15 protein-coding genes are annotated in these 14,350 nt (G+C 71.2%); 4 read left to right on the plus strand and 11 right to left on the minus strand.

Annotated elements, in window-relative coordinates:
• Positions 1–27: 27 nt before the first annotated feature.
• The 5 genes from Q343_RS0111260 to Q343_RS0111280 are packed head-to-tail and all read right to left on the minus strand — an operon-like array spanning position 28 to position 4,877.
• On the minus strand, positions 28–378 hold the full coding sequence (locus tag Q343_RS0111260; protein WP_029253680.1) for an HIT domain-containing protein: 351 nt from the start codon (positions 376–378) through the stop codon (positions 28–30).
• 22 nt (positions 379–400) lie between these two features.
• A complete protein-coding gene (locus tag Q343_RS0111265; RefSeq protein ID WP_029253681.1) occupies positions 401–1,165 on the minus strand; it encodes a 16S rRNA (uracil(1498)-N(3))-methyltransferase in 765 nt (254 codons plus the stop codon).
• A gap of 4 nt (positions 1,166–1,169) precedes the next feature.
• Entirely contained in the window at positions 1,170–2,285 is a 1,116-nt protein-coding gene (gene dnaJ / locus Q343_RS0111270) for a molecular chaperone DnaJ (RefSeq protein WP_029253682.1), read from the minus strand.
• A gap of 49 nt (positions 2,286–2,334) precedes the next feature.
• The gene (gene hrcA, locus Q343_RS0111275; protein WP_029253683.1) at positions 2,335–3,357 is read right to left on the minus strand and encodes a heat-inducible transcriptional repressor HrcA; all 1,023 of its coding nucleotides are present in this window, start codon (positions 3,355–3,357) and stop codon (positions 2,335–2,337) included.
• A gap of 44 nt (positions 3,358–3,401) precedes the next feature.
• Positions 3,402–4,877: an MFS transporter gene (locus Q343_RS0111280; RefSeq protein WP_248616821.1), complete on the minus strand. Its 1,476-nt coding sequence runs from the start codon at positions 4,875–4,877 to the stop codon at positions 3,402–3,404.
• Positions 4,878–4,957: 80 nt separating this feature from the next.
• Here Q343_RS0111280 and Q343_RS0111285 point away from each other — a divergent pair, with 80 nt between their 5' ends.
• The gene (locus tag Q343_RS0111285) at positions 4,958–5,839 is read left to right on the plus strand and encodes a DUF3097 domain-containing protein (protein ID WP_029253685.1); all 882 of its coding nucleotides are present in this window, start codon (positions 4,958–4,960) and stop codon (positions 5,837–5,839) included.
• Here the strand turns inward: Q343_RS0111285 and Q343_RS0111290 are convergent.
• The 6 genes from Q343_RS0111290 to lepA all read right to left on the minus strand — a co-directional run bounded on the left by Q343_RS0111290 (position 5,836) and on the right by lepA (position 12,465).
• Positions 5,836–6,462: a CE1759 family FMN reductase gene (locus Q343_RS0111290; RefSeq protein ID WP_029253686.1), complete on the minus strand. Its 627-nt coding sequence runs from the start codon at positions 6,460–6,462 to the stop codon at positions 5,836–5,838. The two genes, Q343_RS0111285 and Q343_RS0111290, sit on opposite strands and share 4 nt — an antisense overlap.
• Complete coding sequence (locus Q343_RS0111295; RefSeq protein WP_029253687.1) at positions 6,459–7,550, minus strand: LLM class flavin-dependent oxidoreductase; 1,092 nt, start codon at positions 7,548–7,550, stop codon at positions 6,459–6,461. Before Q343_RS0111295 ends, Q343_RS0111290 begins: the two co-directional genes overlap by 4 nt.
• 130 nt (positions 7,551–7,680) lie before the next feature.
• The gene (locus tag Q343_RS14590; protein WP_052367137.1) at positions 7,681–8,205 is read right to left on the minus strand and encodes a DUF4282 domain-containing protein; all 525 of its coding nucleotides are present in this window, start codon (positions 8,203–8,205) and stop codon (positions 7,681–7,683) included.
• Positions 8,206–8,311: 106 nt separating this feature from the next.
• Positions 8,312–9,181 (minus strand): DUF2189 domain-containing protein, encoded by an 870-nt coding sequence (locus tag Q343_RS0111305; protein ID WP_029253689.1) that lies wholly within the window; start codon positions 9,179–9,181, stop codon positions 8,312–8,314.
• Positions 9,182–9,289: 108 nt separating this feature from the next.
• A complete protein-coding gene (gene hemW / locus Q343_RS0111310; RefSeq protein ID WP_029253690.1) occupies positions 9,290–10,573 on the minus strand; it encodes a radical SAM family heme chaperone HemW in 1,284 nt (427 codons plus the stop codon).
• On the minus strand, positions 10,570–12,465 hold the full coding sequence (gene lepA, locus Q343_RS0111315; protein ID WP_029253691.1) for a translation elongation factor 4: 1,896 nt from the start codon (positions 12,463–12,465) through the stop codon (positions 10,570–10,572). Before lepA ends, hemW begins: the two co-directional genes overlap by 4 nt.
• 54 nt (positions 12,466–12,519) lie before the next feature.
• On the opposite strand from lepA, the gene Q343_RS0111320 reads away from it, so the two are divergent.
• The 3 genes from Q343_RS0111320 (at position 12,520) to rpsT (ending at position 14,300) form a co-directional block, all read left to right on the plus strand.
• Complete coding sequence (locus Q343_RS0111320) at positions 12,520–13,275, plus strand: maleylpyruvate isomerase family mycothiol-dependent enzyme (protein WP_052367138.1); 756 nt, start codon at positions 12,520–12,522, stop codon at positions 13,273–13,275.
• Between the two features lie 81 nt (positions 13,276–13,356).
• Positions 13,357–13,878 (plus strand): type II toxin-antitoxin system PemK/MazF family toxin, encoded by a 522-nt coding sequence (locus Q343_RS0111325; protein ID WP_043110011.1) that lies wholly within the window; start codon positions 13,357–13,359, stop codon positions 13,876–13,878.
• A 161-nt stretch (positions 13,879–14,039) separates the two neighbouring features.
• On the plus strand, positions 14,040–14,300 hold the full coding sequence (gene rpsT / locus Q343_RS0111330; protein WP_029253694.1) for a 30S ribosomal protein S20: 261 nt from the start codon (positions 14,040–14,042) through the stop codon (positions 14,298–14,300).
• Positions 14,301–14,350 lie beyond the last annotated feature (50 nt).

Consider the following 14,350-nt stretch of genomic DNA (forward strand, 5'->3'; position numbering starts at 1 on the left):
GGACGGTGAAAGACGATTCTACGGTGCTCAGGCGGGTGTCCAGCCGAGCTCGGCACCGCCGATGACGTGACCGTGCACGTGGAACACGCTCTGACCGGCCCGTGGACCGGAGTTGAAGACGAGCCGGAACTGCCCGTCGGCGTTCTCACCGGCGAGGTTGTCGGCCAGCTCGATCATGTCCGCGAGCAGCGCGGGGTCCGCGGCGGCGAGCTGGGCGATGTCGCCGAAGTGCTCCCGCGGGACCACCAGCAGGTGCATCGGCGCCTGCGGGGCGATGTCCTTGAACGCCACCGACCGCTCGGTCTGCCCGACGATCTCGGCGGGCAGGTCGCCGGCGACGATCTGGCAGAAGAGGCAGGGGTCCTGGTTGTCACTCATGCTCACACGCTAGCCTGCGCGGTCACGACTCGCGCCACCGACCCAGGCGTTCCGAGAGCACCGCGAGCGCCACCGGGCCGGCCGTGGAGGTCCGCAGCACGTGGGGCCCGAGCCGCGCGGTCCGTGCCCCCGCCTCCCTGAGCTGGTCGACCTCCGCCTGTCCGATCCCGCCCTCGGGCCCGACGACGACGAGCAGCTCGCCGCCTCCGGGCAGCGGGACGTCGGCCAGCGGCAGCGTCGACTCCTCGTGGAGGATCACGACGACTCCCCCGGCGGCCGTGACGTCCGCGGTCCGCACGGCCAGGGCGCGCGTAGAGAGCACCTGCTCCACCGGCGGGAGGAAGGCCCTTCGCGCCTGCTTCGTCGCCGCGGTCACGGTCGCCACCCAGCGGCCGCGGGACTTCTCGGCGCGCTGACCGCGCCAGACGACCACCGAGCGCTCGGCCTGCCAGGGCACGACCGCGTCGACACCGACCTCCGTCGCCGCCTCGATCGCCATCTCGTCGCGGTCGCCCTTGGCCAGGGCCTGCACCAGGACCAGACGCACCGGGGGCTCGGTCTCGTTCGTGACGGCCTGGACCTGCAGCGCGAGGTCGGTGCCGCGCGCCTCGACGACCGTCGTCGCGAGTCGAACCCCCCGGCCGTCGACGACGTCCAGACGCTCACCGGCACCACGCCGCTGCACGACGGCGGCGTGCCGGCCCTCGGGGCCGGTCAGGACGTACTCGTCCCCCGCGCGGACCGCGTCGAGCGATCCCGCGGGAGCGACGAAGACCGGTGCGCTCACGGAATCAGCCGGCGCGACCGGCGAACTTCTCGCGCAGGCGCGAGAAGACACCGGGGTGCGCGGCCACGAGCTTCGGCTCCGGACGTTCCTCGCCTCGAGCGGTGGCGAGGCTGCGGAGCAGCTCCTCCTGCGCGTCGTCCAGGCCCGTCGGCACCTGGACCTGCACCTCGACCTTCAGGTCCCCCCGGCCGTTGCCGTGCAGGTGCCCGACTCCGAGTCCCTTGAGGGTGATGGTTTCGCCCGGCTGCGTCCCGGGCCCAAGGTCGACGGACTTCTCGCCGTCGAGCGTGTCGAGGTTCAGCGAGGCACCCAGGGCCGCCGCGGTCATCGGCACGTTCAGCGTGCAGTGCAGGTCGTCGCCACGGCGCACGAACGTCTCGTGATTGCGCTCGCGGATCTCGACGTAGAGGTCGCCGGCCGAGCCGCCGCCGGGACCGACCTCGCCCTGGGCGCCGAGCTTAATCCGGGTGCCCGTGTCGACACCGGCGGGAACGTTGATCGTGAGGGTCCGACGGCTGCGCACGCGGCCCTCTCCGGAGCACTCCACGCACGGGTCGGGGATCACGGTGCCGAAGCCCTGGCAGGCGGCGCACGGCTGCGTCGTCATGACCTGGCCGACGAACGACCGGGCGACGCGCTGCACGGTACCGCGCCCGTTGCAGACGTCGCAGGTGCGCGGCGAGGTGCCGGGCGCGCAGCACGAGCCCTGACAGGTCCCGCAGACCACGGCGGTGTCGATCGGCAGCTCACGCGTGGCACCGAACGTGGCCTCGGCGAGGTCGATGTCGAGGCGCACGAGCGCGTCCTGGCCGCGGCGTGCACGAGGGATCGGGCCCTGCGGCTGTCCGCCGCCGAAGAACGTCTCGAAGATGTCCTGGAAGCCGAAGCTGCCGCCGGCGCCCCCGCCGGGCGCGGACGGGTCCGAGCCCAGGTCGTACTGGCGACGCTTGTCGGCGTTCGACAGCACCTCGTAGGCGCGCGACACGTCCTTGAATCGATCCTCGGCACCGGGGCCGGCGACGTCCGGGTGCAGCTCACGAGCGAGCTTGCGGTACGCCTTCTTGATCTGCTCGGGGCTCGCGTCGCGGGCCACACCTAGCGTCTCGTAGTAGTCGGTCACAGGTCCTTCTCTGGTCGGAGCGTGCAGGTTCGCGTGGCGGTGGCCACGGTCAGGAAGCGAGAATTCGCGACAGGTAGCGGGCGACGGCGCGGACCGTCGCGATCGTGCCGGGGTAGTCCATGCGGGTGGGACCGATCGAGCCGACGAGGGCCACGGCGTCGCCGTCGCTCCCGTACCCGCTCGTGACGACGGAGGCGTCGGCAAGTCCTGCGAGGCGGGTCTCGTGGCCGATGCGCACGGCCACCCCCTCCTCGCCGTCGGCCGACATCTCGGTCAGGAGGTTGAGCAGGACGACCTGCTCCTCGAGAGCCTCAAGGACCGGCCGCAGCGCGTGCTCGAACCGCATCCCGGCCTGGGCGAGGTTGGCGGTCCCGGCGAGGACGAGGCGTTCCTCGGCCTCCTCGGCGAGCGTCTCGACGACGAGGCTCGAGACCTTGGCCGCGGTCTCGGCGACCTCGGGTCGCATCATCGCCACCGCGCCGGCGAGGGCGCGGTCGACCTGGTCGGGGCGCTGGCCCGCCACGGCGACGTTGAGGCGAACGCGCAGCTCCCCCAGCTCGACCTCGTCGGGCACGGCGTGGAGCTCGAGGGTGCGCTGCTCGACGCGTCCGGTGTCCGTGATGAGAACCACGAGGAGCCGCGTCGGACCGAGCGGGACAAGCTCGAGGTGCCGCAGGCCGGAGCGACGCAGGGACGGGTACTGGACGACGGCGACCTGACCGGTCAGCTGGGCGAGCAGGCGGCCGGCCCGCGCGACGACGTCGTCCAGGTCGACCGCGTCGTCGAGGAACGTCTCGATCGCGCGCTTCTCGGGGCTGCTGAGCGCCTTGATCGTCGAGAGCCTGTCGACGAAGACCCGGTAGCCCTTGTCGGTGGGCACGCGGCCCGCGGAGGTGTGGGGCTGGGCGATGTAGCCGGCCTCCTCGAGGACGGCCATGTCGTTGCGGATCGTCGCCGACGAGACCCCGAGACCGCGTCGCTCGGAGATCATCCGCGAGCCCACGGGCTCGCGTGTGGTCACGTAGTCCTCGACGATGGCGCGCAGCACCTCGAGTCGACGTTCTTCGCTCACAGCCCTCACCTCCCGTTCGCACTCCGGGCATGCGAGTGCCAATCCTACGCGGGCGTCGCGCCAGAGTTGGTGTCTGGTTGTTCGCCCGCAGCGTGACGCGCCCGCAGGTCGACGACGGAGACCACGAGCGCGACGGCGACGAGCGTGATCGTCACCAGCAGCGCACGGCCCGTCGCGGCCGCTCCCCCGAGCCCGGCGGCCGACCCCGCGTAGTACAGCGAGAGGACCGCGGCGATCCCGAGGGAGGAGCCGATCCGCTGCCCGAGCTGGATCATGCTGCCGGCCACGCCCGCGCGTTCGACGGGGACGTCGGCGAGCGCGAGGGTCTGGTTCGGCGAGATCACCAGGCCGCTGCCCGCACCGGCGATCGCCAGGGTGAGAGCCATCACGGGGCCGGCGAGGTCGGGGTCGTCGCCGATCACGCGGATCGCGAGGTCGGTCGAGACCATGCCGACGAGGACGACGACGAGTCCGGCGACGACGACGCTCCGCCCCCACCGATGCACGAGCCTGCCCGACAGCCAGGCGCTGACACCGGAGCAGACGGCGAACGGCATCGCGACGAGGCCCGCCGCCAGGGGGTCGTACCCGAGGTCGTTCTGGAGGTAGAGCGTGGTGAGGAGGAACACGCCCGTGAAGCCGGAGAAGTACGCCGCACCGAGGATCGCCCCGTTGCGGAAGGACGGCGTCCGCAGCAGCCCGGGGTCGAGCACGGCGTCGCCCGTCCGTCGCTGGTATCGCCTCTCCCAGGCGACGAGGGCCACGAGCGCCACCGCGGCGACGACCAGTCCCCACCAGCGCGCAGGGTCGTCGTCGACCCCCGAGGTCGTGACGAACGGGTACATGACGAAGACGGTCGCCGCCCCGATGAGGCCGAGCCCGACGGCATCGAGGTGGCGTGGTCCGGCCTTGCGGACCGACGTCGGGACGTACTTCCAGGCGAACGGCAGGAGCACCAGGATGATGGGGACGTTGATCCCGAAGACCCAGCGCCAGCCGTTCTCCTCCCCGGCGACGGCGAGGATGACGCCGCCGAGCAGCGGCCCGACCGCGGTCGAGACCCCGATGGTCGCCCCGAACAGGCCGAAGGCTCGGCCGCGCTCGAAGCCTCGGAACTGCTGCTGGATGAGGCCGACCACCTGGGGGTTGAGCATCCCGGCGAAGACGCCCTGGGCGAGGCGGGCGACGGCGAGCGCGTCGTCGGTGGGCGCGAGCCCCGCGGCGAGACTGGTCAGGAGGAACCCGACGAGGCCACCGATGAAAAGGTGGCGTCGCCACCCCGCGTCGCCCAGCCGGCCGGTGGGGACCAGGACCAGGCCGAAGGCCAGGGTGTAGCCCGCGACGACGAGCTGCAGCTGGGTAGGCCCCGCGTCGAGCGACCGCTCGATCGAGGGCAGGGCGACGTTGACGACGGACACGTCGAGCAGGGTGATGAAGCCGACCGCCAGACAGACGGCGAGGGTGCACCAGCGGCCGGGGTCGGGTTCGTACGTCTCGGGCCGAGGTGCTGGGGTGCTCACACCCCCATCATCCACCCGTGCAGCGCCCGTCTGCGCGTCGCTTCGCCGGGTCGCCCGCCACGCGGCCTAGGGTGACCGCCGTGAACTACGACCGCTACGGCTCCGACGTCCTGTCCTCCGGCCCGTCCGCGTCCGGCTCCTCGCACCATCGGACCCGACCCACGTCGACCCCGCAGGTCGCCGAGCCCGGACTCGTCGTCGAGGACGTCGAGACCGGGTGGGTCGGCGCCGTCCTGCGCGTCGAGAAGTCCGGCGGCATGCACGTGGTGATCCTCGAGGACCGCCGAGGCCGGACCCGCACGTTCCCCCTCGGCCCGGGATTCTGGGTCGAGGGCAGGCCGGTCGTCCTGACCGCCCCCACCGTCTCGCGGGCACCGGTGGCACCCGGCCGGACCGCGTCCGGCTCGCGCGCGGTCGCCGGGTCGAGGGCCCGCGTGGCCCGGGGCAGCCGGATCTGGGTCGAGGGAAAGCACGACGCCGAGCTGATCGAGAGGGTCTGGGGCGACGACCTTCGGGTCGAGGGCGTCGTCGTCGAGATGCTGGACGGCGTCGACAACCTGGCCGACGCTCTCGCCGACTTCCGGCCGGACCGCGAGCGCCGCGTCGGAGTCCTGGTCGACCACCTAGTGGCGAACAGCAAGGAGCAGCGCATCACGGACGAGGTGCTGCGCGGCGTGCCGCGCGGGGCGGTCCGCGTGCTGGGGCACCCCTACGTCGACGTCTGGCAGGCGGTGCGCCCGGAGCGTGTGGGCCTGGAACGGTGGCCCGTGATCGAGCGCGGGACCGAGTGGAAGTACGGGATCCTGCGTGAGCTCGGCTGGCCCGCGGGGTCGCAGGCCGACGTCGCGAGGGCCTGGCAGAAGATCCTCGGCACCGTGCGCTCGTACGCCGATCTCGAGCCGTCGCTGCTCGGCCGTGTCGAGGAGCTGATCGACTTCGTGACGGTCGACCCGGCGGACTAGGAGCCGAGCAGGGTCTCGAACGACGGGACGTCGCCGAAGGGGTCCTGCACCGTGCGCCGGGCCGGACGCGCGGCGACCCGGTCGGCGAGCTCCGACCCGGCCCGTCGGATCCGTGCGGCCAGGCCGTCGTCGCCCACCTGGCCGCCTCCGGTGCCCGCCCAGTCGTCCGTGGCCGCGAAGACCGAGGTCGTGACGACGTCGGCCCGCAGGTAGGTGAGCACGGGGCGGACGGAGTGCTCGAGGGCCAGCAAGTGCCGCGACGTGCCGCCGGTGGCGCCGAGGGCGACCGGCATCGACTGCAGGGAGTCTCGGTCGACGACGTCGAGGAACGACTTGAAGAGGCCGGAGTAGGAGCTCGCGAAGATCGGCGTCGACAGGACCAGGCCGTCCGCGCCGGTCACGCGGTCGAGGACGTCGGCGAGCTCCCCCGCGGCGAAGCCGGTCAGCATGGCGTCCGTGATCGAGTGCGCGAGGTCCCGGAGCTCGACGACCTCGAGGTTCGCGGTCTCGCCGGCGATCTCGAGGCTGTCGACGGCCGCGGCGCCCAGCCGCTCCGCGAGCAACCGGGTGGACGACGGCGTGGACAGTCCTGCCGAGACGGCGACGATCGAGCGGGTGCTCATGCGGTGACCTCCTGGCGGTGTGCGGCCACGCGCTCGGCATGGCTCGGCGGGTTCGCGGGAACGTCGGCGGGGCGTGCGGCCTCGGCCTCCCGGCGCAGCACCGGGACGACCTCGGAGCCGAGGATGTCGATCTGCTCGAGGACGGTCTTGAGCGGAAGCCCCGCGTGGTCCATGAGGAACAGCTGGCGCTGGTAGTGCCCGACCTGGTCGCGCATCGCGCCGTACCGGTCGATGACCTGCTGCGGGCTGCCGACGGTCAGCGGCGTCTGGGTGCTGAAGTCCTCGAGCGACGGTCCGTGCCCGTAGACGGGCGCGTTGTCGAAGTACGGCCTGAACTCGCGGACCGCGTCCTGGCTGTTGGCACGCATGAAGACCTGGCCCCCGAGGCCGACGATCGCCTGGTCGGCACGGCCGTGGCCGTAGTGCTCGAAGCGGCGTCGGTAGAGCTGGACCATCTGCCGGGTGTGGCTCATGGGCCAGAAGATGTTGTTGTGGAAGAACCCGTCGCCGTAGTAGGCCGCCTGCTCCGCGATCTCGGGGGTACGGATCGACCCGTGCCAGACGAACGGCGGGACGCCGTCGAGCGGACGTGGTGTCGACGTGAATCCCTGGAGCGGGGTGCGGAACCTCCCCTCCCAGTCGACGACGTCCTCGGTCCACAGCCGGCGCAGGAGCGCGTAGTTCTCGACCGCGAGGTTGAGTCCCTCACGGATGTCCTGGCCGAACCACGGATAGACGGGCCCGGTGTTGCCGCGGCCCATCATCAGGTCCGTCCGGCCGTCGGCGATCACCTGGAGCATCGCGTAGTCCTCGGCGATCTTCACCGGGTCGTTGGTGGTGATCAGGGTGGTCGACGTGGAGAGGATGATCCGCTCGGTCACGCCCGCGAGGTATCCGAGCATCGTCGTCGGTGACGACGGGACGAACGGAGGGTTGTGGTGCTCGCCGGTGGCGAAGACGTCGAGGCCCGCGTCCTCGGCGTGCCGGGCGATCGTGAGCATCGCGCGCACCCGCTCGGTGTCGCCGGGCGCCCGCCCCGTGTGCGGGTCGGGCGTCACGTCGCCCACGCTGAAGATCCCGAACTGCATGGTTCTCGCCTCTCGTCCTGATTCGTGGTCCTGGCCGGTTAACCCCTGTGCGGCGCAACTTGTTCCCTGCCCACCGACGACGACGCCGCCCCACCTCGTCAGGAGATGGGGCGGCGTCGTGGGTGTTCGGCTATCTCACCCCGTCACGGTGCGCGTACTTCTGGATCGTCTCGGCCGTCGAGACGACGGCGGTGTAGAACTCCAGCAAGATGCGGAACATCACGAGGTAGAGCAGGACGAAGATCCACCCGAAGAGGAGGACGAACAGCCCGGCACCGATACTGTCCGTGAAACCGACGATGATGGCCACGAGCCACCCCAGCGCCAGGACGACCATGCCGATGACGTAGACGATCCGCACGATCTTCGGCGTGATGTAGTGCGTGAAGGACAGGTCGAAGAGCGAGCCGAACAGGCCCTTCGCGTCACCGGACAGGTCGCTCGCCAGCCCTGAGGCCGAGAAGCCCTGCTCGCCGGACGGCTGGCCCGGCGGCGGGCCGTACCCCGGAGGCGGTCCCTGCGGGGGCGGTCCCTGCGGAGGCGGGTTCTGCGGCGGAGGGCTCTGGGGCGTCTGCCCGCCCGGCTGTGGCGGTGGTGTCGGTGGGACACCGTCCGGCCTCTGCTGCGCATTCGGGTCCTGGGGATTCTCGGTCATGATCTTCTCCCTCGTCTGGTGCCGCCAGGCTAGTGCGACGAACGCCACAGCGCGCCCGGAAGGCGGGGCGCTGCGGCGTTCGTGGACCGGCGAGGAAGGTCCGGAGTCAGGCCGCCGCCTTCGCGGTCAGGCGGCGGTAGACGAACGCCTGGGCGATGTACGCGACGGGGAGCGTGAACAGCAGCCCGACGAAGCACAGGATGACGCCCAGGAACGAGAGCCCGATGTTCGCCACGATCAGCACGATGACGACCCCGGCGCTGCCCGCGACCAGCTTCGCGCTCGACCCGATCGCCGCGAACGCGTTCTCGCCGGCGTCGATGACGAACATCAGCGAGAAGATCAGGAAGAAGTACGCCGCGACGCTGAGCAGGCCGCCGATTCCGGGGATCAGGCTCAGGACCGACGAGATGAACCCGACGACGAAACCGAGGAGCACGATGTTGCCCGCGTTGCGGATCGCGAAGAAGTCGGCGAGACGCACGCGAGGCTTGTCGACCGCGGCGAGCGCGCCGTGCGTCGCGAGCGAGCTGATCACGAAGCTCACGGCCGCGGCGAGGAAGCCGAGCAGGACGTCGAGGAACCCAGGCTGCGGAACCGCCGCGAGGGCGTCCGGGTCGGAGAAGTTCTCGATGACGTACTGGTACGTCGGCGAGAGCACCGTGACGATCAGCCCGAGGACGATGTTCATGAGCAGGATGAGCAGAAGCGCACCGATCCACGTCCCCATGCTCGACTTGAAGCGGTCCCATCCGAAGTGGAGGGCCTGCCCGACGGAGACCGGCTCGTCGTACCGGGACGGCTGACCGTACGGCTCCTGGGGCGGGGGCGCGGCCGGGAACCCGCCACCGGGGATCGGCTGCGGTGGCACGCTGCTGTCGCCCGGCATCCCAGGGCCCGGCATCCCGGGGTTGGTGTTCGAGCTGTACGGGTCGTTCTCGTCGCGCGGCGGACCACCGGGCGTGTTCTCGGACATCGTTCTCCTTCAGAGCATCTGCGGGACGTTCGATCGCCGTCCACTCTGTCGGAGATTCACCGAAACTGCCAGGGTCCGCGCGGGCTTCTCGGTCAGTCCGTCGACGGGTCAGTCGGTCAGGTCGCGCACGACCGCGTCGGCGAGCAACCGCCCCTGCAGCGTGAGGACCGCCCGGCCCGCGAGCGCCGCGCGGCCGTCGAGCGACCCGTTCGCCACGTGTCCGGCGACGGCACGCCGTCCGTCCGGGGAGAGCTCCGCGAGGTCCAGGCCGTCCCGGAGCCGGATCCCGAGCATCACCCGCTCGAGCTGCGCGTCGGCGACGTCGAGGCGCTCGCGCCCCGCCGCCGGGCTCTCGCCGGACTCCAGCAGCGCCGCGTACCGCCGCGGGTGCTTGACGTTCCACCACCGCAGGCCGGCGCTCGGCTCCGAGCTCTCGGTCTCCGTGCCGCGCTCCCCGGACAGGGTCGACGAGGGCCCGAGGTACGAGTGGGCCCCCGGCCCGATCCCCCACCAGTCGTCTCCGCGCCAGTACGCCAGATTGTGACGACAGGCCTGCTCCGGGGTCCGCGACCAGTTCGAGACCTCGTACCAGGACAGGCCGGCGCTCGTGAGCACCCGGTCCACCACCTCGTACTTCTCGGCCTGGTCGTCCCCGCTCGGCAGCTCGAGCTCGCCGCGACGCACCTGAGCGCCCATCTTGGTGCCCGGCTCGACCACGAGCGCGTAGGCGGAGACGTGGTCGACGCCCGTCTCGAGCACGGTGTCGAGGCTGCGACGCCAGTCGTCGAGGCTCTCGCCCGGGGTGCCGTAGATGAGGTCGAGCGAGACGGCGAGCCCGGCGTCGCGCGCCCACCGCACGACGTCGGGCACCCGGTCCGGGTCGTGGGTCCGTTCCAGCGTGGCGAGGACGTGCGGGACGGCGGACTGCATGCCGAAGGAGACGCGGGTGAAGCCGCCCGCCGCGAGCGCGGCCAGCGACTCGGGCGTGACGGAGTCGGGGTTCGCCTCCGTGGTGACCTCGGCGCCGTCCGCGAGCCCCCAGGTGTCCCGGACGCCGTCGAGCATCCGGACCAGGTCCGAGGCGGGCAGCATCGTCGGGGTCCCTCCCCCGACGAACACCGTCGACGCCTCGCGCTCCGGCAGGCGCGCAGCACGCATCGTCCGTCCGGCGAGCTCGATCTCGGCGAGCGCCGTGCGTGCGTACGCGATCTGGCTCGCACCGCCACCGAGCTCGGTGGCGGTGTACGTGTTGAAGTCGCAGTACCCGCACCGGACCGTGCAGAACGGCACGTGCAGATACACGCCGAAGCGCGACCCGCGCGGCCCGGCCACCCACCCGGGCAATGAACCGTCGCGGGGCGCGTCCTCGCCGTCGGGAAGTGCCGGACTCACTTCTTCGGCTTGTCCTTGGTCTCCTTGCCACCGCCAGCGTCGGAGGAGAGCGCCGCGATGAACGCGTTGGGCGGGACCTCGACGCGACCGATGGTCTTCATGCGCTTCTTCCCCTCCTTCTGCTTCTCGAGCAGCTTGCGCTTGCGGGAGATGTCACCGCCGTAGCACTTGGCGAGGACGTCCTTGCGGATGGCGCGGACCGTCTCACGGGCGATCACCCGCGAGCCCACGGCCGCCTGGATCGGCACCTCGAACTGCTGACGCGGGATGAGCTCCTTCAGCTTGCCCACCATCATCAGCCCGTAGGCGTACGCGGCGTCCTTGTGCACGATCGCGCTGAACGCGTCCACCTGCTCACCCTGCAGGAGGATGTCGACCTTGACGAGGTCCGCCGCCTGATCGCCGGTGCGCTCGTAGTCGAACGAGGCGTACCCGCGCGTGCGGGACTTCAGGTGGTCGAAGAAGTCGAAGACGATCTCCGCCATCGGCAGCGTGTACCGCATCTCGACACGGTCCTCGGAGAGGTAGTCCATCCCGAGCAGGGTGCCGCGACGCGACTGGCACAGCTCCATGATGGTGCCGATGAACTCGCTCGGGGCCAGCACCGTCGAGCGCACGATCGGCTCGCGCACCTCGCGGATCTTGCCGCCGGGGAACTCGCTCGGGTTGGTCACCTCGACCTCGGTGCGGTCCTCCATCGTCACGTTGTAGACGACGTTCGGGGCCGTCGAGATCAGCGCGAGGTCGAACTCGCGCTCGAGGCGCTCGCGGACGATCTCGAGGTGCAGCAGGCCGAGGAACCCCACACGGAAGCCGAAACCGAGCGCGACCGACGTCTCGGGCTCGTAGTTCAGCGCGGCGTCGTTCAGCTTCAGCTTGTCGAGGGCGTCGCGCAGCACCGGGTAGTCGGAGCCGTCGATCGGGTACAGGCCCGAGAACACCATCGGCTTCGGGTCCTGGTAGCCGCCGAGCGAGTCGTCCGCCGGCTTCTGCGCGTTGGTGACCGTGTCGCCGACCTTCGACTGGCGGACGTCCTTGACGCCGGTGATGAGGTACCCGACCTCACCGACCCCGAGACCCTTGGTCGGCTGCGGCTCCGGCGAGCTGACGCCGATCTCGAGCAGCTCGTGCGTCGCCCGCGTCGACATCATGATGATCTTCTCGCGCGGGTTCAGCTGGCCGTCGACGACGCGGACGTAGGTCACGACGCCGCGGTAGGTGTCGTAGACCGAGTCGAAGATCATGGCGCGGGCGGGAGCCTCGGCGTCGCCGACCGGGGCCGGGACACGCTCGACGATCCGGTCGAGCAGGGCCTCCACGCCCTCGCCGGTCTTGCCCGAGACCTTCAGCACGTCCTCGGGGTCTCCGCCGACGAGACCGGCGATCTCCTCCGCGTACTTCTCCGGCTGCGCCGCGGGGAGGTCGATCTTGTTCAGGACCGGGATGATCTCCAGGTCGTTCTCCATCGCGAGGTAGAGGTTCGCGAGGGTCTGCGCCTCGATGCCCTGCGCGGCGTCCACGAGGAGCACGGCACCCTCGCACGCGGCGAGGGAGCGAGACACCTCGTACGTGAAGTCGACGTGCCCAGGGGTGTCGATCATGTTCAGCGCGTGCGGGACCTGCACGCCGTCGGCGTCCGGGATCGCCCACGGCATCCGCACGGCCTGCGACTTGATGGTGATACCGCGCTCGCGCTCGATGTCCATGCGGTCGAGGTACTGCGCCCGCATCGCACGCTGCTCGACGACGCCGGTGAGCTGGAGCATGCGGTCGGCGAGGGTCGACTTGCCGTGGTCGATGTGCGCGATGATGCAGAAGTTGCGCAGCAGCTCGGACGGCGTCGACGACGGTCGAATGCGGTCGGCCTGGGTGGCGGAAGGGATCGGTGACAACGCGAGTGCGCTCCGGTCTGGTCGACGGCGGGCAGGGAGAGGCACGATTCTCCCATGACCCGTGCTCTTCCGACGCATCCGGACCCAGGCGACTCCCCCGCGGGGCGCTCCGCACCCGTCGACCGCCTGGCCCTTCTCGCGCAGGCACAAGCGGCGTTCGCCGACGTCGCGTCGACCGCCGACCCGGAGGCACCCGTCCCCGTGTGCGGCGAGTGGCGGGTCGCGGACGTGGTCCTGCATCTGGCGCGGGTGCACTGGTGGGCGGCCGGGATGGCCGTCGGCGTGGTGCTCCGCACGGAGAACCCCGACCGACCGCGCGACGCCGAGTCCCTCGACCGCATCTACCGCTGGGCCGCCCGACACCTGCACGCGACGCTCGCCGAGACCGGCCCCGACTCCCCTGCTCTCACTCTCGGCGGGAGGGGCGTCGCCGCGTACTGGTGGCGCCGACAGCTGCACGAGACGCTGATCCACCTCGACGACGTCGCGACAGCGGCCGGGACGCAGGCCCCGACGTTCGCCCCCGAGGTCTGGGCCGACACGGTCGACGAGGTGGTGTCGGTGCTGGGCCCGGCACGCCAGGCCCGCGGCGCCGCGTCGCTGATCACCTCACCCGTCGAGATCGTCGCGACGGACTCCGGCGACCGGTGGGTCGTCGGTGACGGCGACGCCGGCGCGACGGTCCGCGGTACCTCGCGAGACCTCGCACTGCTCCTGTGGAACCGGATCGACCTCTCGTCACCAGGGTTCGAGGTGTCGGGGGATCCGTCGGCCGTGGACGCGCTCCTCGAGGCGGGCCTGACCTCGTAGCGCGGCTCCGCGCGGGCGACGGGACGGGGCGGGACGGGACGGGACGGGCCACGGGAACACACGACCGGCTACTGTGCACGCGTGTCCTCCTCACGCTGGCTCAACCTCGTCTCCGACGTCCTGCGCGCCCTCACGGGCGGCAGAAGCAAGACGTCGCGCCCACGCCCGACACCTCGCTCTCGCACGACGGCTCGCGGCTCCTACCCGGGCGACTACACCGGAACCGTGCGCGCCGAGTACTCCCCCGCCCTGGACGGCAACGCCGACCCCGGCGAGGTCGTCTGGACCTGGGTCCCGTACGAGGACGACGCGACGCAGGGCAAGGACAGGCCGGTCCTCGTCGTCGGCCGGGACGGGTCGTGGCTGCTCGTGCTGATGCTGACGAGCAAGGACCATGACGTCGACGCCGCCCAGGAGGCGCGCTGGGGCCGCTACTGGCAGGACATCGGCACCGGACCGTGGGACAGCCGCGGGCGTCCGTCCGAGGTGCGCCTCGACCGGGTGATCCGCATCGACCCGGCGACCGTCCGTCGCGAGGGCGCGATCATGCCCGAGCGGACGTTCAACGACGTGATCAAGGGCATCCGTCGCCACGGACACTGAGCCGCCGCCAGCCTGATAGCATGGGCAGTTGCGTGTCCGCCCAGGTCGGCGGGCACCGCCACAGTTCCTCTCCACGGGTTCCCCACCCCGAGTCCCGGCGCTGTGGCCGCCCTCTACGACCTATCCGCTCGCTCACGCGAACACACCAGGAAGTTCTGAACGTGGCAAACATCAAGTCCCAGATGAAGCGCATCAAGACCAACGAGAAGGCGCGCCTGCGCAACAACTCGGTGAAGGCGGAGCTGCGCACGCACGTGCGTCAGGTTCGTGCGGCGGTCGCCGCCGGCGACAAGGACGCGGCCACCACGGCGCTCACCGCCGCCTCGAAGAAGCTCGACAAGGCAGCCACCAAGGGTGTTATCCACCAGAACCAGGCTGCCAACCGCAAGTCGGCGCTCGCGAAGGCCGTCAACGCGCTCTGAGTCCCCGGACTCGTCGGTCGTGCGCCATGCACGGCCCCTGCACGACACCG

The sequence above is a fragment of the Paraoerskovia marina DSM 21750 genome (assembly GCF_000701465.1).
In the GTDB taxonomy this organism is placed as follows: Bacteria; Actinomycetota; Actinomycetes; order Actinomycetales; family Cellulomonadaceae; genus Paraoerskovia; species Paraoerskovia marina.